The 21,051-nt window shown below is 62.8% G+C and carries 15 protein-coding genes; 5 read left to right on the top strand and 10 right to left on the bottom strand.

Features of this window, described 5'->3' with window-relative positions; all coding sequences use genetic code 11:
- Positions 1-32: 32 nt before the first annotated feature.
- The 7 genes from SAZ10_RS28990 to SAZ10_RS28960 all read right to left on the bottom strand — a co-directional run bounded on the left by SAZ10_RS28990 (position 33) and on the right by SAZ10_RS28960 (position 8,844).
- A complete protein-coding gene (locus SAZ10_RS28990; RefSeq protein WP_318612936.1) occupies positions 33-848 on the bottom strand; it encodes a cytochrome c oxidase subunit II in 816 nt (271 codons plus the stop codon).
- 279 nt (positions 849-1,127) lie between these two features.
- The gene (locus SAZ10_RS28985) at positions 1,128-3,233 is read right to left on the bottom strand and encodes an ADP-ribosylglycohydrolase family protein (RefSeq protein ID WP_318612935.1); all 2,106 of its coding nucleotides are present in this window, start codon (positions 3,231-3,233) and stop codon (positions 1,128-1,130) included.
- A 28-nt stretch (positions 3,234-3,261) separates the two neighbouring features.
- Positions 3,262-4,110, bottom strand: coding sequence for a carbohydrate ABC transporter permease (locus tag SAZ10_RS28980; RefSeq protein WP_318612934.1), 849 nt, complete (start codon positions 4,108-4,110; stop codon positions 3,262-3,264).
- Complete coding sequence (locus SAZ10_RS28975) at positions 4,107-4,952, bottom strand: sugar ABC transporter permease (protein WP_318612933.1); 846 nt, start codon at positions 4,950-4,952, stop codon at positions 4,107-4,109. Before SAZ10_RS28975 ends, SAZ10_RS28980 begins: the two co-directional genes overlap by 4 nt.
- 172 nt (positions 4,953-5,124) lie before the next feature.
- Positions 5,125-6,450, bottom strand: a complete 1,326-nt coding sequence (locus tag SAZ10_RS28970) for an ABC transporter substrate-binding protein (protein WP_318612932.1) — start codon at positions 6,448-6,450, stop codon at positions 5,125-5,127.
- A gap of 43 nt (positions 6,451-6,493) precedes the next feature.
- Entirely contained in the window at positions 6,494-7,489 is a 996-nt protein-coding gene (locus tag SAZ10_RS28965) for a LacI family DNA-binding transcriptional regulator (protein WP_318612931.1), read from the bottom strand.
- A gap of 347 nt (positions 7,490-7,836) precedes the next feature.
- Positions 7,837-8,844 carry a LacI family DNA-binding transcriptional regulator gene (locus tag SAZ10_RS28960; protein WP_318612930.1) on the bottom strand — a complete coding sequence of 336 codons (1,008 nt, stop codon included), beginning with the start codon at positions 8,842-8,844 and terminating at the stop codon, positions 7,837-7,839.
- 190 nt (positions 8,845-9,034) lie between these two features.
- Here SAZ10_RS28960 and SAZ10_RS28955 point away from each other — a divergent pair, with 190 nt between their 5' ends.
- The 5 genes from SAZ10_RS28955 to SAZ10_RS28935 all read left to right on the top strand — a co-directional run bounded on the left by SAZ10_RS28955 (position 9,035) and on the right by SAZ10_RS28935 (position 16,051).
- The gene (locus SAZ10_RS28955; protein ID WP_318612929.1) at positions 9,035-10,300 is read left to right on the top strand and encodes a sugar ABC transporter substrate-binding protein; all 1,266 of its coding nucleotides are present in this window, start codon (positions 9,035-9,037) and stop codon (positions 10,298-10,300) included.
- Positions 10,301-10,542: 242 nt separating this feature from the next.
- A complete protein-coding gene (locus SAZ10_RS28950; protein WP_318612928.1) occupies positions 10,543-11,448 on the top strand; it encodes a sugar ABC transporter permease in 906 nt (301 codons plus the stop codon).
- The gene (locus SAZ10_RS28945; RefSeq protein ID WP_318612927.1) at positions 11,445-12,296 is read left to right on the top strand and encodes a carbohydrate ABC transporter permease; all 852 of its coding nucleotides are present in this window, start codon (positions 11,445-11,447) and stop codon (positions 12,294-12,296) included. Before SAZ10_RS28950 ends, SAZ10_RS28945 begins: the two co-directional genes overlap by 4 nt.
- Before the next feature lie 39 nt (positions 12,297-12,335).
- Positions 12,336-14,948 carry a GH116 family glycosyl-hydrolase gene (locus tag SAZ10_RS28940; RefSeq protein ID WP_318612926.1) on the top strand — a complete coding sequence of 871 codons (2,613 nt, stop codon included), beginning with the start codon at positions 12,336-12,338 and terminating at the stop codon, positions 14,946-14,948.
- Positions 14,948-16,051 (top strand): sn-glycerol-3-phosphate ABC transporter ATP-binding protein UgpC, encoded by a 1,104-nt coding sequence (locus SAZ10_RS28935; protein ID WP_318612925.1) that lies wholly within the window; start codon positions 14,948-14,950, stop codon positions 16,049-16,051. Before SAZ10_RS28940 ends, SAZ10_RS28935 begins: the two co-directional genes overlap by 1 nt.
- Positions 16,052-16,308: 257 nt before the next feature.
- Here SAZ10_RS28935 and SAZ10_RS28930 read toward each other — a convergent pair whose 3' ends face one another.
- The 3 genes from SAZ10_RS28930 to SAZ10_RS28920 all read right to left on the bottom strand — a co-directional run.
- Positions 16,309-17,733 carry a hypothetical protein gene (locus SAZ10_RS28930; protein WP_318612924.1) on the bottom strand — a complete coding sequence of 475 codons (1,425 nt, stop codon included), beginning with the start codon at positions 17,731-17,733 and terminating at the stop codon, positions 16,309-16,311.
- Complete coding sequence (locus SAZ10_RS28925; protein WP_318612923.1) at positions 17,730-20,567, bottom strand: peroxidase family protein; 2,838 nt, start codon at positions 20,565-20,567, stop codon at positions 17,730-17,732. The genes SAZ10_RS28930 and SAZ10_RS28925 overlap by 4 nt, the downstream gene beginning before the upstream one ends.
- 291 nt (positions 20,568-20,858) lie before the next feature.
- On the bottom strand, positions 20,859-21,051 hold a 193-nt coding region (locus SAZ10_RS28920; RefSeq protein ID WP_318612922.1), incomplete at its 5' end, for a hypothetical protein.

Genomic DNA, 21,051 nt, shown 5'->3' with positions numbered 1-21,051 from the left:
TAATCTCCCTTTCGTCCGGCGCGTCTCCTCGGTCAGTCCGCTGCGCCCACCTTCTGGGGCGCCGTCATCTGCGCGAATGTCTGCTGCTGGCCGAGCCAGGCCGTATAGTCCGCTTCGGTATCGACCACGACCGTGCCACGCATCATCGGGTGGCCCTGGCCGCAAAGCTCGGCGCACAAAACCTCGAAGGTCCCGGTCCTGGTCGGCGTGAACCAGTAATAGCTCACCGAACCGGGAACCATGTCCATCTTGGCTCGGAATTCCGGGACGTAGAAATCGTGTATCACGTCGATCGAACGGAGCAGCACCTTGACGGGCTTGCCGACCGGCAAATGCAATTCGGGCGTCTGGACGATGATATCGTCCTTGCCGTTCGGATCGTTGGGATCGACGCCCAGCGGATTTTCAGGAGTAATGAAGCGCGCGTCGGACAAGCCAAGCTTGCCGTCCTTGCCAGGCAGGCGGAAACTCCACTGCCATTGCTGTCCGACGAGTTCGGCCTCGGTCGCGTCCTTCGGGACAGTGATGAATTCGTTCCATACGAACAGTCCCGGAATCAGCATCGCCGCGACGCCGACGGCCGTGCCCACTGTCAGCCACCACTCCAACCTCTTGTTCTCCGGTTGATAGGCGGCGCGGTTCCCTTCGCGGTGGCGGAAGCGCCAAACGCAATAGGCCATGAACAGGACCACGGCCGAGAAAACAAAACCGGTGATCCAGAAGGTCAGGCTGATGGTGTGGTCGATATAATCCCAGTTCGAGGCAATGGGTGTCCACCACCACGGGCTCAGAAGATGAAACAGAACCGAGCCGGCCACTACCAGTACGAGCACGATAGCTATAGCCATGCCGTTTCCTCCCGGCATATCCAAGGGGTATGTTTTTGTTTTGTTCCCTTTGGGATTCGGGTATCATAACTTGATTTCCGGTCGCAGTTCCAGAGCTCGATTAAGTGAAACTAATATATTTGCCTGGCCCTAACCCTTTGTTTTGCGACGGAATATTTTCACGGAGGCCTGTGGATTTCCCGAGTTTGCGCTCTTGATGCGCTAATTTGTCGCATTACTGCGTCAATTCAGTCCGCCTGCCGGCGAGCCCGTGCATCTTCCAGCGGGTGCCCGACAGCCTCAACCTGTGATGCTTATCGCGTCGGTCGAGAGAGCTCCCTCGTGGACGATCAGGCCGATGGCGCCGTCGGTGAAGGCTTCGTCGCTGCGATCCTCGGCCGCCAGTGAAATCCCGTCGACGACTGCCGAGATGCTGCAACCCTCGGCACGGACCTTGAACGACAGTTTCCTTTCGAAGTTCAGGGGCAGAGCGGTTTCGGCGAGCAGCTTCTCCGCCTCATCGCGGATTCGGACGATCTGCAGCTTGCCGTCGCGCGTCACCCGCACGCCGTAGTAGCGGCGCAGGCCCTGCACCCTCAGCGCCACGCCGCCATAGTTGCCGAGATGGATGACGATGTCCGACGTCACCTCGTAATCGGTCCACTGCCGCGTGCCGTGCGAGATCATGCCTTCACCGCGATCCTGAGAGATGCGGAAGCTCGGCGGAAAGCGCTTGGAGAAGACACTCGCCCCGTTCACCCAGGCCATGCGCCAGAAGTCGCAGTCACCGGGGGGCCTGCGCAAGGTCAGCGACGGCGGGCCGTCCCAGCGCAGATAGTCGAGGAGGAGCGTTCCATCGGCGCGTTTGCCGGTGCCGGTGAATGCCAGGCCGATTTCGGCGATAGGCTGTCCCCCGAACTCCGGAAGGCGCCATTCGAGCACAGTCTCGGTGCCGGCCTCGAGCGTCACGGCGTCGCCGTCCACATCACGCAGCTCATCGCGCTCGTCATAGACGCGCACGCGCAGCCTGACCTCGACCGGCGACCGGTTGCCGGCGGGTGCCACAATGCGAGCCTTCAGCACCTGTCCGGAATAGACCAGCGGCGTCGCCATCAGGTCGTAAGTGCGCATGTCGAGCATCTCGCGCGGCGAGAAGGTCGGCGTAGTGACAGCTGCGACCTGGCCGGGCCCGAGCGCCTCATAATGCACGGCAAGCGCACGGCTGCGCTCGAATTCCTGGTTGCCGACGCTCAGCCCTTTCGAAAGCCCGAGGCCGGTCTGTGGCCGGAACCCCTGGCGGCTGCCGGGCAGCGAGAAATGGAATTGGGCGCCGCCCTTGGGCGCCTCGAGCTGCTGCGATCCCGCCAGCTGGAGGCCGACATTGGTGAGATAATATGCGGTACGCACCGCGTCATTGATCGAATTGCCGCCGTCGGCCGAAGAGATCAGCAGCCGATCGGCAATCGGCCCACGCCAGTCCGGCCCCTCGTCCAGGGCGGCGAGCCCGTTCATGATGCCGAGCAGGCAGCCGACATTGCCGGCATTGCAATCGGTGTCCCAGCCCGACGTGTTGACGATCATCTGCGCCTTCTGGAAGTCCTGCGGAGCATAGAGCACCGCCATCACCATCAGAGCGTGGTTCGGCACGACGTGGCAGTTGCCGGGATATTTGTCGTAACCGTATTTCTCCTCGATCCGCTTGCGGGTGTCGCGCCAGTCCGGATGTTCCCGGTGCCAGGCGCGGATATCGGCGATAAGCTTCGAGATCAGGCTGCCGGCGGGGATCTGCTTGAGGCCGGTATCGAGCAAGTGGTCGATGTCGGAAGAGGCAAAGGCCTCGGCCTCCATTGCCGCCCACAGCATCGCCGCGTACACGGCTTCGCCGTCATGGCTGACGCTGCCGGCCGCCTTTGCCAGGCGCGCGGCGAGTTCGGGCTGGCGCGGAGCGACAAGCGCCCAGCCGTCGATGAAGATCTGGGCGCCGATCTGCTCGGCGACCGTCTGCCCGTTGGTCTCGATCGAGCCCGACGCAGGTGCGGCGACCCCGCGCTTCAGGTTCAGCCAGGCCGTATGCTCGGTCGAATTGCCATTGCCGCCCCACCACAGGATCGAGCGCTGCTCGACGATGTAGTTGAGCCAGGCCTTGCCGATCTCCTCGGCGCTGAGGTCGGGCTTGATCCCGTAATCCTCGAGAGCCCGGATGAAGGTGAAGGTGCCCGCCACGTCATCGTCGGTGACGACAAGCGGCTGATTGAGCCGCTCATGCACGAAATATTCTATGGGCCCCAGCTCATCCATGATCTTCTGGTAGGTCCAGCCTTCGAAAGGCCGCCCCAGATAGACGCCGATCAGCTTGCCCAGCACCCCGGCATAGACGCGTTCGAGATAATCGTTCGGAACCTGCACTTCTTGCTCCCTAGCGTTTCTGGATGAATCAGCCTTTGACCGAGCCGCCCGCGATCCCCTCGATGAAGCGCCGCTGCAGCGCGACGAAGAGGACCACAACCGGCAGCACGATGATCAGCGCGGCGGCCATGATCTCCCCCCAGTCCGAGCTGTACTGACCGCTGAGCAGAAAGAACGACACCACGGCAGTCAGCCGGTCGGCTTTCTGGAGGAAGGTCGTGGCGATCAGGAACTCGTTCCAGGAATAGAGGCCTATGATCAGCGCGACCGTCAGGATCCCAGGCGACACGAGCGGCAGCATGACCCTGGTGAATACCTGCCAGTGACTGGCGCCATCGACGATCGCGGCTTCCTCGATCTCGCGCGGCACGGCGAGGAAATAGGTCCTGAGCAGCATGACCGCGAAAGGCGAATAGATGGCCGTGTAGATCAGCGACACGGCAAACACGTTGTTGATCAGGCCAAGCCTGGCGAAGCCGAAATAGAGCGGAAACAGGAAGAGCTGGATGGGTGCCGTGGTTGTGGCCAGCAGGTAGAAAGTCACGATCTTCCAGCTCTTTACCTTGTGGCGGGCGAGCACATAGGCGGTGAGTGATGCCGTGGAGCAGACAAGCACGATGGTGAGCGCCGTTAGGAGCGCCGAATTGAGGAAGGTCTGGCCGAACCGCGCGTCCTTCCAGGCGCGAGAGAAATTGTCCCAGCGTATCGTTTCGGGTAGCGAGAGGGGGTTCTGGACGATTGCCGCCGCCGGCTTCAACGAGTTCAGCACGAGCAGCGCGATCGGGAAAAGAGCTACGAATACCGCGACGGCGAGCACGACATAGGTGATGGTGAGCGTCGCCGTGCTTTCGACCAACCTCCTCTCGACCAGCCTCATTCCGCATACTCCTGCGCCTGCAGGCGGATATAGAAGAAGGTGGCGACGAGGCCGATCAGGCTGATGACGAGCGCTACTGCCGCGGCCTGCCCGACATTCAGGTCGTAGAAGGCGTTGCGGTAGGCCATGGTCGACAGCACCTCGCTCGAGAATGCCGGTCCGCCTTGGGTCAGGATATAGACGAAGTCGAAAACCAGGAACGACCAGATGACGGTCATCACCATCATCAAGGTGATGGTCGGCTTGATGCCCGGCAAAAGCACGTAGCGCATCATCTGGAAGAAGCTGGCGCCCTCGAGCCGCGCCGCCTCGATCTGCTCCTGCGGCACCTGCCGCAGGGCAGCAAAGAAGATGACGCACAGAAATCCCCACCAGTGCCAGAGGTCGACGACCGCGACGCCGTAGAGCGCGGCCGAAGTCTGGGCGAGCGGGTTGGCGAGCTTGATGCCGAAACGGTCGAGCAGGCCGAAGATCCCGGTGACCGGCGAATAAATCATCCCTTGCCACACACGCGCGGTGATGGCCGTCGCGATGACCACCGGCAGGAAATAGATGACCTGGAAAAAGGTGCTGCCCCGCCGCGCGACGAGCAGCATGGCCGCGGCAAGCAGCCCCATGCCGATCGGCACCGTGAGGAAGATCACGGTCCAGATGAGATTGTTGGTGAGCGCAGTCCAGAACACACGGTCGGCGAACAGAGCCTCGAAATTGCCGAGCCCGATGAAGGTAGGCGTCGAGATGCCGTCCCAGCGGAAGAAGGCCAGCGCCACGGTGAGCAGCGCCGGGATGAGGATGATAACGACATTGATGAGCAATGTCGGGACCAGATACAGCCGGTGCATCGAGATCTCCGGTGGTTTCGGCGAGGCTCTTCGCTCAGAGCCCGAGATCAATCATGAGGCGAGCTCGAAATCACGGTGACGGCCGGGCGGCACAAGCCGCCCGACCGTCACCCCTGGGAGGACGCTCAGCATGCGTCGGCATTGCGATAGCCGGACATAGCCGCGCAAGGGCTCACGCGCGCGCCGGAACCGCCGGCACCTTGCCCTCGCCCTGCTCCTGCTTGAAGGTCTGGTCGAGCTTGTCGAGGAACTGAGCGGAGGTGATCTTGTTCAACCAGACTTCCTCCATGCCGCTCACCAGATAGGTATCGGTCGCCGGCGGCAGGAAGGTCCATGTCGTATAGCCGTATTGCCCGGCATTCACCGCCGCGGCGAGCGCCTTCATCGTATCGGTGTAAAGCGGCAGCACGTCGGGTGACATCTTCACCTTGGAAAGGTCGTGCAGCGGCATGTTCCACTCGCCCTGCCAGACCGAGTTCATGTCGCCGTAGAATTTATCGGAGAAGATGTAGTCGATCACGTTTGCCGCACCGTCAGGGTTCTCTGAGGTCGCAGCAATAGAGAAGGTCGAGCCGATGCCGAGGGCATAGACTGGCGCGCCGACGGCCGCATCGGACGGAAAGCCGACGAAGCCGGGGTCGGCATTGTTCTGCGGGAAATAGCGCGGCACGTTCTGGAAGTTCCAGGTGCCGGTCGGCGCCATGCCGGCCTGACCGGTCGCCACCTGCGCGAAGGCCTGCTCGCCGGTCAGCGAGAAGTAGTTGGCGCCGAAATAGCCCTTTTGCCACCATTTGTTGAGCGAATCGATCGCCTTCACGAACGGATCCGCAGTCCACGGAATCTCGCCCTTCAGCGCCTTGTAGACATTGTCCGGCCCGCCGACGGAATTGAACACGATCGACACGTAATGCTCATTGGTCGGACGCCAATCGGCGTTGCCGGCGGCGAACGGCACCAGGCCCTTGGCGAGCATTGCGTCGGCGAGCGTCTCCAACTCGGCGATGCTCGTGGGCGGCGTCCAGCCTTCCTTGGCGAACAGCGACTTGTTGTAGAAAAGGCCCAGCGTTTCATAGGTCTTGGGCAGCGCATAGAGCTTGCCGTTATATTTGCCGAGCTCGATGAAGACCGGCAGGAGGCGATCGTTCCAGCCGAGCTTCTGCGCATAGTCGTCCAGCGGGAGCAGTTGTCCGGCTTGCGCCATGGCTGCGACATAGCTCGGCCCGGCGGTGTAGACGACATCGGGGCCGCTGCCCGACAGCATGGCAACGCGCAGCTGCTTGTCGAGCTCCTGGCCGCGGAAATCGATCGACAGCTCGTCGTCCGGATGGGCCTCGTTGAAGACCTTGACCAGCAGATCCTGCAGGTTCTGCTGGTTCTCCGGCGCCGCGGTCTCGTACCACCAGGTGATTGGCTTCTTGTCCGCGGCGCGAACGGTGCCCGACAGCAAGGGCGCGCCAATCACGGCGAGCCCGGTCATGATGAATTCACGTCTATGCATGGCACTACCTCCCAACTTCACTTTGTTCTTTGCTTCATTCTGCTCATGTCGATCCGCGCTCGATCAGACTGAACGGCATCTCTTCGGTCGTGCCGAAAGAGGGTGAATTGCCCTTCAGCCTTGCGAGCAGGATTTCCGCGGCGCGGGCGCCCATCCTGTCCTGGAACTGCGCTACGGTTGTCAGCGGCGGCGTGACCAGCCGCGCCGCGGAGATGTCGTCGAAACCGACGACTGCGACCTCACGCGGAATCTCGATGCCGCGCTCCCTGAGCGCCTGCATCACGCCGATTGCCATCAGGTCGTTGGCGGCGAAGATCGCCGTCGGCCGGTAGCCCCCGGCAAGGATAGTCTGGGCAGCGCGCGTGCCACCCACCTCCGAGAATTCCTCGTCGACCACCACATGCGGCTCGATGCCCGCCTCGGCCAGCGCTTCGCGATATCCTTCGATGCGCACGCCCTGCGGGCCGCCGCGGCCCGCGACCATGGCGATGCGCTGGTGCCCGCGGCCGATGAGATACTTCGTGACCTTGCATGCCGCAGCCCGGCTGTCGACATAGATGTCGTCGATAGCGATGTCGCCGCCCCGCTTCTTGGAGGATTCGACCCGCACGACCGGCATGCCGGCATCCACCAGCGGCTTGAAGTCCTTCGCCCGCAGCGTGAAGAAGACACCGATCACGCCATCCACACGGCCCTGCCGGAACCAGTCGAGGAAATGCCGCTCTCGCTCCGGGCTGCCGTCGGTGTTGACTGAGACCACGTCGTAGCTGATCGCATCCGTCACCGATTGGATGCCACGGATCAACGCGGGATAGAACGGGTTGGTGATATCGGGCACGATGCAGGCGATCGTCATCGTCCGGTTGGTTCGCAGCGCCTGCGCGGCGCGGTTGGGCACGTAGCCGAGCTCACGTGCCGCCTTCGTAATGCGCTCCCAGGTCTCGGCCGGTATGGCGGGTGCGCCGCCGCTCAGGACCATGGAGACGGTGGCCTGGGACACCCCTGCCGCACGCGCCACATCCTTTTGCGTAGCTCTCACAAGCCTGATCCTGCGTCACTTATACGTACTAGTAATACGTATCAGCAAAGTTTATCGTAGGTCAACGGCCTGCCCCCAAAGCCTTCAGGTTTCAGGTCGGCGCCGCCCCTCACCCGTACCCTCTCCCCGTAAATGACTGGGAGAGGGGACGTCAGCGTCGCAGACAATCACCTTGTTTTGTCAGATTCCTTTGCAAGCAACGGGCGAGTGTAAGCAGGGGGCGAGGTGCAACGCTGGGGACCCCCTCTCCCCGTTTTTACGGGGAGAGGGTACGGGTGAGGGGCGGCGCCGACCTGAACGCGGTAGGCTCCAAGCAGAAATGAAGAGCATTGCGGGAATGCCGGAACTCAATCCAGCGCCCGTGTGGAGTCGCGGACAAGCAGGTAAGGCTGATGGATTTCCCATCCGCCCGTCGCAGCCTGCTTATGCGCGATCTGCTTCAAAAGCATCTCGATCGCGCGGCGCGACATCGCCAGGATCGGCGTGACGACAACTGTCGGCGCGGGGTCCAGCACTCCCGCTATTTCCAAATCGTCGATGCCGACGATCGAAAGCTCCTCCGGTACCTTCATCCTGAGCTCGCGCACCGCAAACAGGAGGCCGAGTGTCATCATGTTGGAGATGGTGACGATTGCCGTCGGCCGGTCGGGCCGCTGCAGCAATTCGATCGCCCGGTCATGCGCCTCGGCCTGGTCGAAATTGCCGGCGACCTCGAGGCTCGGCTCAGGGGAAATGCCATGCTCGGCATATGCCTTCCGATAACCCGCGAGACGGTCGTCGCTGGTCGCCAACCCGGGAATTCCGGCGATGATGCCAATCCTGCGATGGCCGAGTTCGAGAAGATGATCGGTGGCCAGGCGACCCGCTTCGATATTGTCGGTCTTGATCACGTGATAAGGCAGGCCCTCGACGAACATGTCGAGCAGCACGGTCGGCACACCGATCTGGTCGACGAGGCGGCCGCCATGCTCCGCATCGGAACGCGTGGGAATGATGATCAGCCCCGCCACGCGCTGCACGCGCAGCATCTTCAATACCTGACTCTCCCGCTCCGGGTCCTGTCCTGTCGAATAGACGACCGACATGTAGCCTGCGGCGAGGCAGATGTTCTCGATCTCGCGCGCAACTGCCGCGAAATGCGGATTGGCGATATTGGGCACGACGAGGCCGATCAACTGCGAGTTGCCGCTCCTCAGGCTGCGTGCCGCGCCATGCGGGACGTAGCCCACGGCGGCAATCGCCTTGGCGACTTTCTCGACCGCCTGCTCGCTGACCGGCGCCGAGCGATTGAGGACTGCCGATACGGTCGAGATCGCCACGCCGGCATGTCTTGCGACGTCCTTGATGGTGGCCATGCCGCGTCCCTTGTCAAAACCCCTTTGATTTGCTTTAGTCGAAACGTTTCGTATAGACAAACGTTTCGAATAGACAGCTGAATCCGTGGATGTCCGGGAGGTGGCGCCGCGGATTGGGTTTGACCGACAGACGAAACGTTTCGATCGAGCGACCGACAGCGCGTTGGGAGAACGCAAGGGAGGATATCAGATGTTCGAACTGTCACGGCGTAAGTTTCTGTTGTCGTCCGCCGCACTTGCCGCCGGTGCGGGGACCAGGGTTGCCTTCGCGCAATCCGATGTGACCGCCAGCCTGAAGCTTCAGTGCTTCGGCAGCGACGCAGAGCTTTCAGCCATCACCAACGCGGTCGCCCGCTTCAACAAGAAATACCCGAACGTCAACGTCGACATCTCGATCGACCCGATCAGCACCGGATGGGGAGATTATGTGACGAAGGTACTCGGCGAGTTCAACGCCGGCACCGCCGCAGACGTCTATGGCACGGCGATCGAGACCTTCCATGCCTTCTCGTCGCGCGGCCTCTGGCTCGACCTGCGGGATTTCATCAAGGCCAACCCCGGCTTCTCGGACTTCGCGCCGAGCCTCTTCGAGCAGGCTTCCTACAAAGGTGAGGTCCACTACGTTCCGATCGGCTGGAACAACATCATGATCAACTACAACCGCGACCTCTTCGACAAGGCCGGCGTTCCCTACCCCAAGCAGGGCTGGACCTGGGACGACTTCCGCCAGGTGGCGAAGGCGCTCACCGTCAAGGACAGCGCCGGCAACGTCACCCAATTCGGCTACGAGGTACCGAACCAGAACTTCTTCGTGCAGCCCTGGTTCTTCTCCAATGGGACCGGCGTGCTCAACGACGACTGGACCGCGTCGAACATGCTCGATCCGAAGGTCGCTGAGAGCCTGCGGTTTCTCTACGACCTCATCCATGTCGACGGCGTCTCCCCGATCCCTGGCAAGGAGACCATGGACAACCAGTTCTTTGGCGGCCAGGTGGCAATGATCAGTCGTGGCCACTGGATCGTGCAGGGCGCCAAGAACAACGGCGTCAACCTGGACGTAGCCATCCCGCCGAAGAAGATGAACGACACGACCGTCATCGGCTTCGGCGGCTATGCGATCTCCAAGAAGAGCGAGCAGCCGGATCTTGCCAAGGCCCTGGTGCTGGAACTCACCAGCGAGGAGACGCAGAAGGAAGAAGGCGAGAAGGGCGGCGGCGTGCCGGGCCGCAAGTCGGCTGCCGAGACACAGGCGTTCCTCTCCTTCCCGCCAAGTGCAGCGCTCTATTACCAGACGCTGCCGCACACCAAGGCGGTGCCCTCGCCGGCCAACTTCCAGGAAGTGGAGAAGATCTTCATCCGCTACTACACCGCCATGATGGCCGGCGAGATGTCGATCGCCGACGGCTGCAAGCAGGCCGATGCCGAGCTGAACGACTCCTTCTCGCGGCTGAAGTAGGGCGGCGGATACAAACCTTGACCGTTGGCGCTGCCCCTCACCCTTACCCTCTCCCCGTGAAAAACGGGGAGAGGGGGACATCAGCGTTGGTTTTAGTCGCCAAAGATTCGCCTGGCACAAGACATTGGCGGCCTCGCGCGGCGTGAGTGCCCCCCTCTCCCCGTCCCTTACGGGGAGAGGGTACGGGTGAGGGGCAGCGCCGGCTTAGATCGATTGGCAAAATGCTGTAAGCGGGGAAGATCTTGGCGACCACGATCCCACGACAAGCTTCCGACCTCGCGCGCGCCCAAGCACGCGCGGCATACCTGTTCGTGCTGCCGACCTCGGTGCTCTACTTCACCTTCGTGCTCGCTCCGGTCGTGCTGACCTTCATCCTGAGCTTTGCCTATTACGACCCGATGCTCGGCTCGCGCTGGGTCGGGTTCGACAATTTCACGCGCTTCTTCACCAACCCGCGCTCGTTGCAGATCTTCTGGAACACGCTGCGCTTCGCCTTCTTTGCGGTCACCTTCAACGTGTCGATCGGCCTCATCCTCGCCGTCGCGCTGAACCGCGCCATGCCGGCCTGGCTGCTCTATTTCTTCCGGCTCGCCTTCTTCCTGCCGGTGATCATCGCCGCCGCCTTCGTCTCGATCGTCTGGAGCTATTTCTATGCCGACGATCTCGGCGTCATAAACTACTTCCTCCGACTTGCCGGCCTGCCCGCCGTGCGCTGGCTGACCGACAGCCGCAACGCCATGATGTCGATCATCATCATGGATGTCTGGAAGAACACCGGCTTCTTCATGATCATCTTCATCGCCGCGCTGCAGGGCGTGCCGAAGAACATCATCGAAGCAGCGCTGATGGACGGTACCCCGTCCTGGCGAATCTTCTTCCGCATCACCGTGCCCTACATCTCGCCGGTCATCTTCTTCGCCATCGTCTACGCCTCGATCGGCGCCCTGCAGGTTTTCGAATCGATCATGATCCTCACCCAGGGCGGACCGGGCGACAGCACGCGGTCGCTCTCGATCCTCATCGTCGAGGAGGGCTTCGGCAGCTATCACATCGGCTACGCCGCCGCGATTTCGGTGGTGATGACGGTAATCATCCTGATCATCACCGCCATCCAGCAGCTCCTGTCTCGCAAATGGGTGCGGCAATGAACGACGCGTTCTCCACCCGCGCCGCCAAGCGCTGGGTCGACATCGCGATCATCGCCGTGATGGTGCTGCTCGCGATCGGCATGCTCCTGCCGTTCCTGTGGCTGTTCTCGATGTCGTTCCGACCGGTCGCCGATGCCTACAAGCTGCCGCCGAGCTTCCTGCCGCCCAGTCTGGATTTTGCAAATTACTGGAAGGTGCTGTCCTCGCGCGTGCCCTTCCTCCACATCTATGCGAATTCGCTATTGGTCGCGGTGGTGGTCACCGTTGGCCAGCTCGTCACCTGCACGCTTGCCGCCTTCGCCTTTGCCCGGCTCAACTTCCGCGGCCGCGACACGCTCTTCTTCATCCTGCTGGTCGGCCTGATGTTTCCGGCCCAGGTGACGATCCTGTCGATCTATCTCGGCTATGCGCAGCTCGGCCTTATCAACCGCCCGATCGGCCTCGCGCTGATGTACCTCACCTCGAGCTTCGGCGTTTTCCTGATCCGCCAGTTCATGCTCTCTCAGCCGAAGGCGCTCGAGGAGGCCGCGCTGATGGACGGCGCCGGCTACTTCAAAATTTTCTGGCGCATCTCGCTGCCGCAGCTGCGGCCAGCGCTGTCCGCGCTTGGCATCATCACCTTCACGCAGACCTGGAATTATTACTTCCAGGCGCGGGTGCTGCTCGGCAAGGAACAGTCGATGACATTGCCGCTAGCGATGGACGTGCTGCGCGGCTACATGGCTCAAGGCAATCTCTCGGTCGTGATGGCCGCCATGAGCATGTCTGTCCTGCCTGTCGTGCTGCTCTTCCTCATCGCCCAGAAGTTCGTGATCGAAGGCATCACGATGAGCGGCATCAAGAATTGATCTCAATCGCCACCCTCAGCCATTCAGGATGAAATTGCCATGTGGGACGACCTTGCTGCCATCGATCCGCGCTTCGCTTACAAGGGCGAACGCACCCGCTACATCGCCTTTCCCTTGGGCGGGATCGGCGCAGGTGGCCTGTCGATCTCGGGAAGCGGGCGGCTCGTCGACTGGTCGATCCGCAATCGCCCGGCGCTGCAGGGCTATAACGGCTATTCGCATTTCGCCATCAAGGCGGAACGGGACGGCAAGCTGATCGACGCGCGCGTGCTCAACGGCCCATACGACCTCAACCCGTCCGGCGCGCCAGGCTTGAGGAAGATGTTCGACGGCTTCGGCCACGGCGCCAATCGGCAGACGCTGGTCGGCGTGCCGCATTTTCGCGAGGTCGATTTTTACGGCCGCTTCCCGACGGCCGACCTCGTCTTCAGGGATGATCGCTTCCCCGGCGGGATCCGCCTCACCACGCTCTCGCCATTCATCCCGCACAACGACCATGACTCTTCGATGCCGGTCGCGATGTTCGAGGTCGAGCTCGTCAACGACACCAGCGACGAGCTGACCTATACGCTCGCCGGAACGCTCGGCAATTACGGTTCGAACAGCGGCATCCACACCTATAGCCGCAAGGACGGCGTCAGCACGCTGCATCTCACCTCTTCGGACGAGACTCTGAAGCCCAAGGAGCGCGGCGATCTCACCATCGCCACCGACGCGGACGATGTGGATCACACCGACCATCACTATCGCGGCCAGTGGTTCGACGACCTTGCCGTGTTCTGGAAGGATTTTGCCCGCGCAGGCCGACTGCCCGAGCGGCATTACGACAAGCCGCGGACCTCCAGGCACATGAGCCTGCAGCCGGAGCACGGCACGCTCGCCGCGCGCGTGACAATTCCGGCCGGCGGCCGGAAGAAGGTGCGCTTCGTCATCTCCTGGAACTTTCCCGTCGGCGATATCTATTGGGCCTATCGCAGCAAACCCGACGGGGTGATCCCGGACCGCGAGACGCCGACCTGGCGCAATTATTACGCCATTCACTGGGCGGATTCCGAAGCGAGCGCCAGGGACGCGCTGCGCCGCTGGGATCGGCTCGCCGGGGACACCATCGCGTTCCGCGACAGCCTGTTCGGCTCGACGCTGCCGGCCGAGATCAAGGATGCGGCGAGCTCCACGCTGGCGCTCTTGCGCACGGCGACGGTGATCCGGCTCGAGGGCGGGGAGATCTGGGGATGGGAGGGACAGCACAGAGAAGACGGCTCCTGTGAAGGAAGCTGCACGCATGTCTGGAACTATCAGCAGGCGGTGTCGCACCTCTTCCCCGCGCTCGAGCGCACGCTGCGCGAGACCGAATTCACCTACAATCAGCTGCCGAATGGCGGGCTCACCTTCCGGCAGAAGCTGCCGCTCGGCTCCGGCTTCGACGTGATCGGCCCGTGCGCCGACGGTCATTTCGGCGCCGTGATCAAGACCTATCGCGACTGGAAGCTCTCGGGCGATACCGAATGGCTGCGGCGCTGGTGGCCGCATGTGAAGCGCGCCATCGAATATGCCTGGAGCAAGGACAACCCCGACCGCTGGGATCCGGATGAGACCGGGGTCCTTTCCGGCCGCCAGCACCAGACGCTCGACATGGAGCTGTTCAATCCGAACTCCTGGCTGGGCTCGATGTATGTGGCGGCACTCCTTGCCGCATCAGAAATGGCGAGCGCGCTGGGCGAGAAGGATTTCGCCGTCAAATGCGGAAGGCTCGGCCGCAACGGCGCTAAATACATCGATGAGAAGCTGTTCAACGGCCGCTGGTTCATCCAGGATATCGATCTCTCCGACAAAAGCGTGCTGACGCCCTTCGATGTCGGCCGCGCCGCGGGGGTGCTCGCCGACGGCTTTATGGAGACGTATTGGTCCGACGAACATTCCGAGCTGAAGTACCAGATGGGCGAAGGCTGCATTACCGACCAGATCCTCGGCCAGTGGCACGCCGAGGTTGCCGGCATCGGAGGTTTCCTCGACGACGGCAAGGTCGAGACGGCGCTGAAATCGGTGCATGGAAACAACTTCCGCAGGAGCCTCCAGGACCATTTCAACCCCTGCCGAAACTATGCCTTCGAGGACGAGGGCGGGCTGCTGGTCGCGACCTATCCGGAAGGCGTGCGCCAGCCCATGGTCGCCGCCCCCTATGCGGAGGAAGTCTGGACCGGCATCGAGTACATGTCGGCCTCGCACATGATCATGCGCGGCCTGGTCGATGAGGGCCTGGAGGTTGTGCGCGCCGCCCGCGACCGGCATGACGGGTCGCGCCGCAACCCCTGGAACGATATCGAATGCGGCTCCTATTACGCGCGCTCCATGTCGGCCTGGCAGCTGGTCAATGCTTGGTCGGGCCTCAGCGCCGATCTCGTCGCCGGGCGCATCGGCTTCGCGCCCAACGCCAAGGGCGACTGCACGCTGTTCTGGTCGGCAGGCAACGGCTTCGGCGAGCTCATACGAAAGGGCGAAGAGCTGAGATTCATGGTGGTGGGCGGCAGCATCGAGATCTCCGAGATCGCCATCGCGGGTCTCGGCGTCCACCGGCTGCCCGCGCGCCGTAGTCTTCGGCAGGGAGAAGCACTCACGTTGCAGCTCACGCCCGAAAGCCCGACGGTCGGCTGATGGCTGCGATCGAGCTCAGGGATGTCAGGAAGAGCTTCCAGGCGATGGAGGTGATCCACGGCGTCGACCTGAGGGTCGACGACGGCACCTTCACCGTCTTCGTCGGCCCGTCGGGCTGCGGCAAGTCCACCCTGCTGCGTATGATCGCCGGGCTGGAAGAGGTGAGCTCCGGCGAGATCCGCATCGACGGCGCCCGCTGCGATCACCTTCTGCCGTCCGCGCGCGGCATGGCAATGGTCTTCCAGTCCTACGCGCTCTATCCGCACATGAATGTCGAGCAGAACCTGCGCTTCGGCCTTGAGAATCTGAAGATGCCGAGGGCCGAGATCGACAAGCGTGTCGGACGAGCCGCGGAGATCCTGCAGATATCGCATCTCATGAAACGCCGGCCGAGCCAGCTCTCGGGCGGCCAGAGCCAGCGGGTCGCCATCGGCCGCGCGATCGTGAAGGAGCCCAAGGCGTTCCTCTTCGACGAGCCGCTCTCCAACCTCGATGCGGAACTTAGGGTGAAGATGCGAGCCGAGCTCGTCGCGCTGCACCGGCGGCTCGGCTCGACCATGATCTATGTCACGCATGACCAGGTCGAAGCGATGACAATGGCGGACCAGATCGTGGTGCTCAGGGATGGCAAGGTCGAGCAGGTCGGCTCGCCCATCGAGCTCTATGCGCGTCCGGCCAACCAGTTCGTCGCCGGCTTCCTCGGCGCTCCGCAGATGAACTTTCTGAGGGGGAGCATGTGCCGCCGGAACGGCTCCCTTGGCCTGGCGCTGAATGACGGCGTGACAATCGCCCTGCCCGGCCGCGATGCGGAGCTCGCCGACGGCGCGCCGCTGACCGTCGGCATCCGCCCCGAGCATGCCGAGATCGGCGACGGAGAGCTCAAGGCGCGCGTCGAGGCGACGGAAATCCTCGGCTCGGAAACGATCATCCATGCGCGGCTGCAGTCGGGCGAGGGCTTCACGCTGGCGCGGCGCGGCATATCGGCCGCTACGGCCGGCGACGAGGTGATGCTCGCGCTACCCGCCGCCTTTGTGCATTTGTTCGATGAGAAGGGCGTGACGGTCGGCGCGACGGCGGACTGGCGCAGGGATTATGTGAGGTGATGCGCGCTGGGCGCGAAGGTTTCCCGCAACGAAGCAGCGTGCTGGCGCGTACAGTTCTGAGGTTGGCGCCGCCCCTCACCCTTACCCTCTCCCCGTAGAACGGGGAGAGGGGGGCCTCGGCGCCGCGGCCAATCCCCTCCCCCCTGCAAATCGTCTTGCAGGTAGAAGGCGAGGCGCTGACGTCAGCGACCCCCTCTCCCCGTTCTACGGGGAGAGGGTAAGGGTGAGGGGCAGCGCCAGCCTGAAACCAGAACGCTCTAACTGTGCCAATCCCGCTTATGACTCCGGTGCACCTCCGTGACCCCATTCCGGAAGAAGCGGTCGTAATAGTCGATCTCGACATGGTGAACCTGCAGCCAGACGCCCGGCACATGGATCGCATCACAATGGGCCGGGAAGCGGCCGTGGGTCTCGTAGATGTAGGTGCAGATGTCGCGCACGCAGTCGATGACGTCCGAGTTGTAGACCGCCGCCTCTGAGAGATAGCGGTGGCCGTAATCCTCCTTGTAGATTTCGGAGAACAGCTTCTCGTCCGCGTAGAGGCCCTGCTTACCGAACTTCTCTTCGACCACCGCGTCGACTGCCGCCCTCATGGAATCGTAATAGGGCGGCGACATTCCCTTGATCAGGTACTCGCCATTGTGGCGCAGACCGATGGGGTTGCTGCGCAGGTTGGAATGGCTCGGCAGCGGAACGTGCCAGCGCAATATGTCCATGAACCGCCAGCGCGGTGTCTCGACGTCAAAGCCGAGCATGGCTCCATAGGTCTTCGAGAATTTCGGGTCGCCCAGCAGCACCGGCGGGCTGATAGATCCGTGAACCCAGCCGCCCAGCCCCATGGCGTCCGCGACCAGGAACAGGTTCTGCAGCAGGAGGTCGGCCTCGATCTGCGTGCGCAGCGACCCGATCGTGCTGAGCGGCACCTTCAAATCCTTGTTCAGGAAGCCCTTGTCGACCCAGCGCTTCACGCCGGCGAGGCGGTAGAAGTTGCGGTCGTCGACGATTGCCGGGCGCGCGCCGTCAGGCTGGGTCAGCAGGTACATCATGCCGTTGATGTACTGCCTGGAGAGATCGACCACGGGCAGGAAGATGGTGGTGCCCGGCAGGTTCGACAGCAAGCGGTTGGAATCGAGATAGGCCGGGAAGTCGCGATTGTCGCCGGGCACGTCCAGCCTATGGTCGAGGATGCGGACCTTGGCTTGCCGCGCCCGCTCGATCAGCCGCTCGGCCGTGAGCGTGCCTTCGCCCTCGGCCGGCGGCGGCAGCTTGCGCAGGAAATACGTGCCGGTGTCGTTGATCATGAAGAAGTGCGTGCCCTGCGCATTGTCAGGGCTGCCGGCCGTGCGCCCGGCCATGGTGAGGTTGGGCTTCGCCATGACCGGCTTGTGCGTCGCCGGGTCCTCGAACGGACGGTCAGGCATGGTGAGGCCCGTCGAGCCGGTCATCGCAATCAGGACCGCCTCCTCCAGCTCGGACAAGGCTTCGCGCGGCTCGCTCGACTGATAGCTCATGGTGCCGGCCAGCACCGAGCTTCCCTGGCTCACGCGATGGGTCCGCCGGCGCCAGATGGTTTCGACCAGCGGCCGCCCGAGCAGCGCGTCGAGACCGGGATGGCCGGTCGAAAGTGCTTCGCTCGCAGCCGGGCCTGAGGCGGCGTCCTTCCTTTCGATGACGTCGCTCATACGAGACCTCCGTCTGGCGAGATGATCGGCCGCCATGGCGCGAATGCGCTCGCGGTGCGCGGCAGGACCGCGGCAAGGTCGGGGCAGTGGCGCAGGATGAGGCTGGTCATGCCGTTGTTGGCGATCCAGTCGATGCCGAAAGGCGAATAGATTTCGGGCCGGTAGTCGACCGTCAGGAACCGGTCGCTCTGCAGTCGGCGCGATGCCATCAGGATGAATATGCGGAAGGCCGTGTCGCTGAAGCCGAAGCCTTTCGGCGCCGGCTCGCCTAGCAGGCCGACGACGGTGTCGACGCGGTCGATATCGCCATAGATCTCCTTGAGCAGGCGAACGTCTTCCGGATCCGTCGTCAGTTCCTCCCAGCGCCTGATACGGGGCCGATGCAGGCCTTCGCGAAAATCGTTATAGCGCGGCACGCCGCGGCGGCGCGTGCGCACGAGATCGACGACGGAGAGGTCGATGATCTCGCCGTCGCGCTCCAGCGCCTGCAGCGCCGTGGGGAAATTGTGCAGCGCAATCGCTCCGGGATTAGCGATGCCGAAGGAATAGAGCACATTGCGCAGGCCAAAATTGCGCATCGCATCGTCGGCCTTGGTGCCCTGGATGTCGAGGAAGCCCTTGCCTCCGAGCTTCGCCCCGTTCTTGTGGTTGTAGAAACAGTAGTCGTCGGGCAGCAGAGGGTGCATCCGGTAGACTGTGACGAAGTCCTCCGTCAGCGAATAGGGCGCCGTATGATGGTCCGGCATCGTCTTAGGGATGCCGACGCCAGCGTGGGTGTCGAGAAGCCAAAGTCCGAGCTTCATCATCCAGTCATTAGCTGGCGGGCCGTTCCAATTGCTTGAAAGCCCGACCTCGATCGCCTTGGTGGCGAGGATCGCGGGCGTCCATTCCACCGTATGGATCTTCGCTATCAGCGCCGACACGATCAGCCTTGCCGTCTGGTAGACCCGCTCGTCCTTCCAGCGCGGATATCTCGCCCGCAGCTCGTCGCAGAGCAAATTGTGCTCGCGGGCGAAGAGCGTGTGCATGGCGCTGAGGCCCAGCCACCAGCTCTCGTTGAAGCCGGTCACTTCCTGGCCCTTCGTGTCCACCGGCAGATGCCCGTCGACCAGCCTGATCTTCGCCCCTTCCCTCAGCTTCATGGCCTTCTCGGTATTGGGGCCGTAGACTTCCGATCCGTCCCACCAGTGCGAGGCATCGTTTCCGAAATAGATTGGCGGAAGGCCGTTGCCGGGATCGCGAAGCATCTTGTTGCCGGCGATGCGCATCACGCTCTCGGTCTCGCCACCCACCTGGCTCTTCCAGGTCATGCCGGGCGGCAACGGCACAACGACGTCATGCTCGCTGCCAAGCGGGTGACGGGCGTGGTTCACCCAGTCATGGACCTGGAACTGGATCCAGGCTGCAGCCAGGATATTGAGCGAAGTCGCAGGCTGAAAGGTCTTGCGGTGAAGCAGCTGCTGAGCAACCGTGACAGCATTGGGCGTATCGAACAGCTCGGGCGCAAAGACTGGCTTCAGATTGCGGCCGAAGGTCGAGCCGACTGCTCCCATATTCGGCGCGGAGAGATCGTTATAGGTTCCCTCGTAGGTGCGCACCTGGCGCACCGTCTCGTCGACCTCCGGCGGCGGGACCGGCCGCGCCTTGGGCGGGGCCTCGGCCATATCCGTGTCGATGAGGTTCTGCTGCCTCAGCACGTAACGGAACGCGTCCAGGTTGAGCAGGCTCGTCCGCAGGGGAAGCTTGTGCCATTCGACGAACCGATTGAGGATACGAAAGCCGCCGCGGGCGATCGCGCTGAACATCCTGTTTCGAAGCGGCGTCTCGGTCCGCCAGCAATAGGCCAGCCGGTGGGCGGCGCTCGCGTCATAGACGACCTTGCGGGCTCGGTTCAGGTTGCCGAGCGGGCGGAACTCGTCGGTCGTATTCCATGGATTGAAGGCAAGCTCGTCGATCATGCGCGCGTTGGCGATCGCCTCCGCCGCGCTAGTGGCCGGCTTCGGTATCGCAAGCTCGGCCACCTTGATCACCGGCGACGCCTTTTCGGTCCATTCGATCGCCGTGTCCTCGATCGGCGTCGAGCGCTCGTCGTAAAAGCGCTGAATGCAAAGCTCGAAGCGGGCCTCACCGTTCGCAAGGCGGTTGGCAAATTCCTTTGAGAGATATTCCGGATCGGTCTCGGAGGGCGGGGGTGCCGCGGCGGCATCGGGCGCTGGGCGCAAGAGATAGCGCACGGCGAGCGTGTCGCCCCAGCGGATCGCGCCGCGGCTCCAGAACGTCTCCAGCGCCAGGCTGCTCACCTTGCGATTGCGACCGGCCGTGACGTTGCGGAGCATGCGGATCACTTCGAAGGGCCCGAACTGGAAGGCGAGGCCGAGGATGCCGGGAACCTTGCTCAGCATGCCACCGGCACGGGCCTTGGCGAAGGCGACGAACTGGGCGGCATTGCGCGCATGCGACACCGGGAAATTGGTGGCCAGCAGGTCGTGCTGCTCCTTGTCGGAAACCTTCACCCTGAGCGCTACACCGCGCAGGTCAGGCCTGAAGTCCGGCTGGCCCGCTCCGTTCGCATTGGAGAAGCGAACGATCGCCGGATAGGATTTGCCTGGCTGCGCAAAGCCGGCGCTGAGTTCTTGCGGCAAATCCTCGGCGAAGGTTAGCCTGGCACCGGCCGAGGCAAATATAGCTTTGCTGTGGAAGGCGCGCTTGATGCTCGCGGCGCCGCTGGCCTTTCTGGCCTTGAGCTGGACATGCATCATATCCTGGGCCAGGCGCTCGAACAGCAAGCGCTCTGCTTCAGGATCCCCTTGGTATTCCTCACGCCATGTCGACATTGTCTTCGTTCGCCTCGTAGCCACTCGTCGAGAGTGAGTTCCGGTTGCGCAACCGGTCATGCGAGGCGACGAATACTCGTCCTACAGGACGAAATTCCTCGTTTGGCGGCGCGAGATTAAAAAGATTCTCTCCGCGCAACTCGTCATTGCACGACCCTGCAGTATAAAGGCTGACCGCGAAAACCTCGTGCGATATAATAACGAGGTTTGATTAACTTGCAATCTTTTGGATTAAGACTTTCCACGTAAGAGGTAGGTGTCGTTACTTCCAATGAAGGATACGTAGAGGCGCTACACCACGGCGGCCTTCGAGTGCACCGATGCTTCTTGCTGCGCCGCGGCCTGCAAACCCCTCATCCGTCTCGGCGCTTCGCGCCGATCCACCTTGCATTGGAAATTGTGTACGAAGACGGGTCTCGCAAGGGACGCCAATGGCCGGGTGGCCACCCGGCCATTGGCGCCGATCGTCGGATCGCATCCACCT

The organism is Mesorhizobium sp. BAC0120 (genome assembly GCF_033542235.1).
Lineage (GTDB): Bacteria > Pseudomonadota > Alphaproteobacteria > Rhizobiales > Rhizobiaceae > JAWRCU01.
Note: the sequence above shows the minus strand (reverse complement) of the source record. Positions and strands in the feature narration are given on the sequence as shown.

Coding starts and splice junctions, on each gene's coding strand:
- SAZ10_RS28980 (WP_318612934.1), bottom strand. CDS start 4,110: ATGAGGCTGGTCGAGAGGAGGTTGGTCGAAAGCACGGCGACGCTCACC.
- SAZ10_RS28945 (WP_318612927.1), top strand. CDS start 11,445: ATGAACGACGCGTTCTCCACCCGCGCCGCCAAGCGCTGGGTCGACATC.
- SAZ10_RS28970 (WP_318612932.1), bottom strand. CDS start 6,450: ATGCATAGACGTGAATTCATCATGACCGGGCTCGCCGTGATTGGCGCG.
- SAZ10_RS28940 (WP_318612926.1), top strand. CDS start 12,336: ATGTGGGACGACCTTGCTGCCATCGATCCGCGCTTCGCTTACAAGGGC.
- SAZ10_RS28960 (WP_318612930.1), bottom strand. CDS start 8,844: ATGGCCACCATCAAGGACGTCGCAAGACATGCCGGCGTGGCGATCTCG.
- SAZ10_RS28935 (WP_318612925.1), top strand. CDS start 14,948: ATGGCTGCGATCGAGCTCAGGGATGTCAGGAAGAGCTTCCAGGCGATG.
- SAZ10_RS28990 (WP_318612936.1), bottom strand. CDS start 848: ATGGCTATAGCTATCGTGCTCGTACTGGTAGTGGCCGGCTCGGTTCTG.
- SAZ10_RS28975 (WP_318612933.1), bottom strand. CDS start 4,952: ATGCACCGGCTGTATCTGGTCCCGACATTGCTCATCAATGTCGTTATC.
- SAZ10_RS28955 (WP_318612929.1), top strand. CDS start 9,035: ATGTTCGAACTGTCACGGCGTAAGTTTCTGTTGTCGTCCGCCGCACTT.
- SAZ10_RS28930 (WP_318612924.1), bottom strand. CDS start 17,733: ATGAGCGACGTCATCGAAAGGAAGGACGCCGCCTCAGGCCCGGCTGCG.
- SAZ10_RS28925 (WP_318612923.1), bottom strand. CDS start 20,567: ATGTCGACATGGCGTGAGGAATACCAAGGGGATCCTGAAGCAGAGCGC.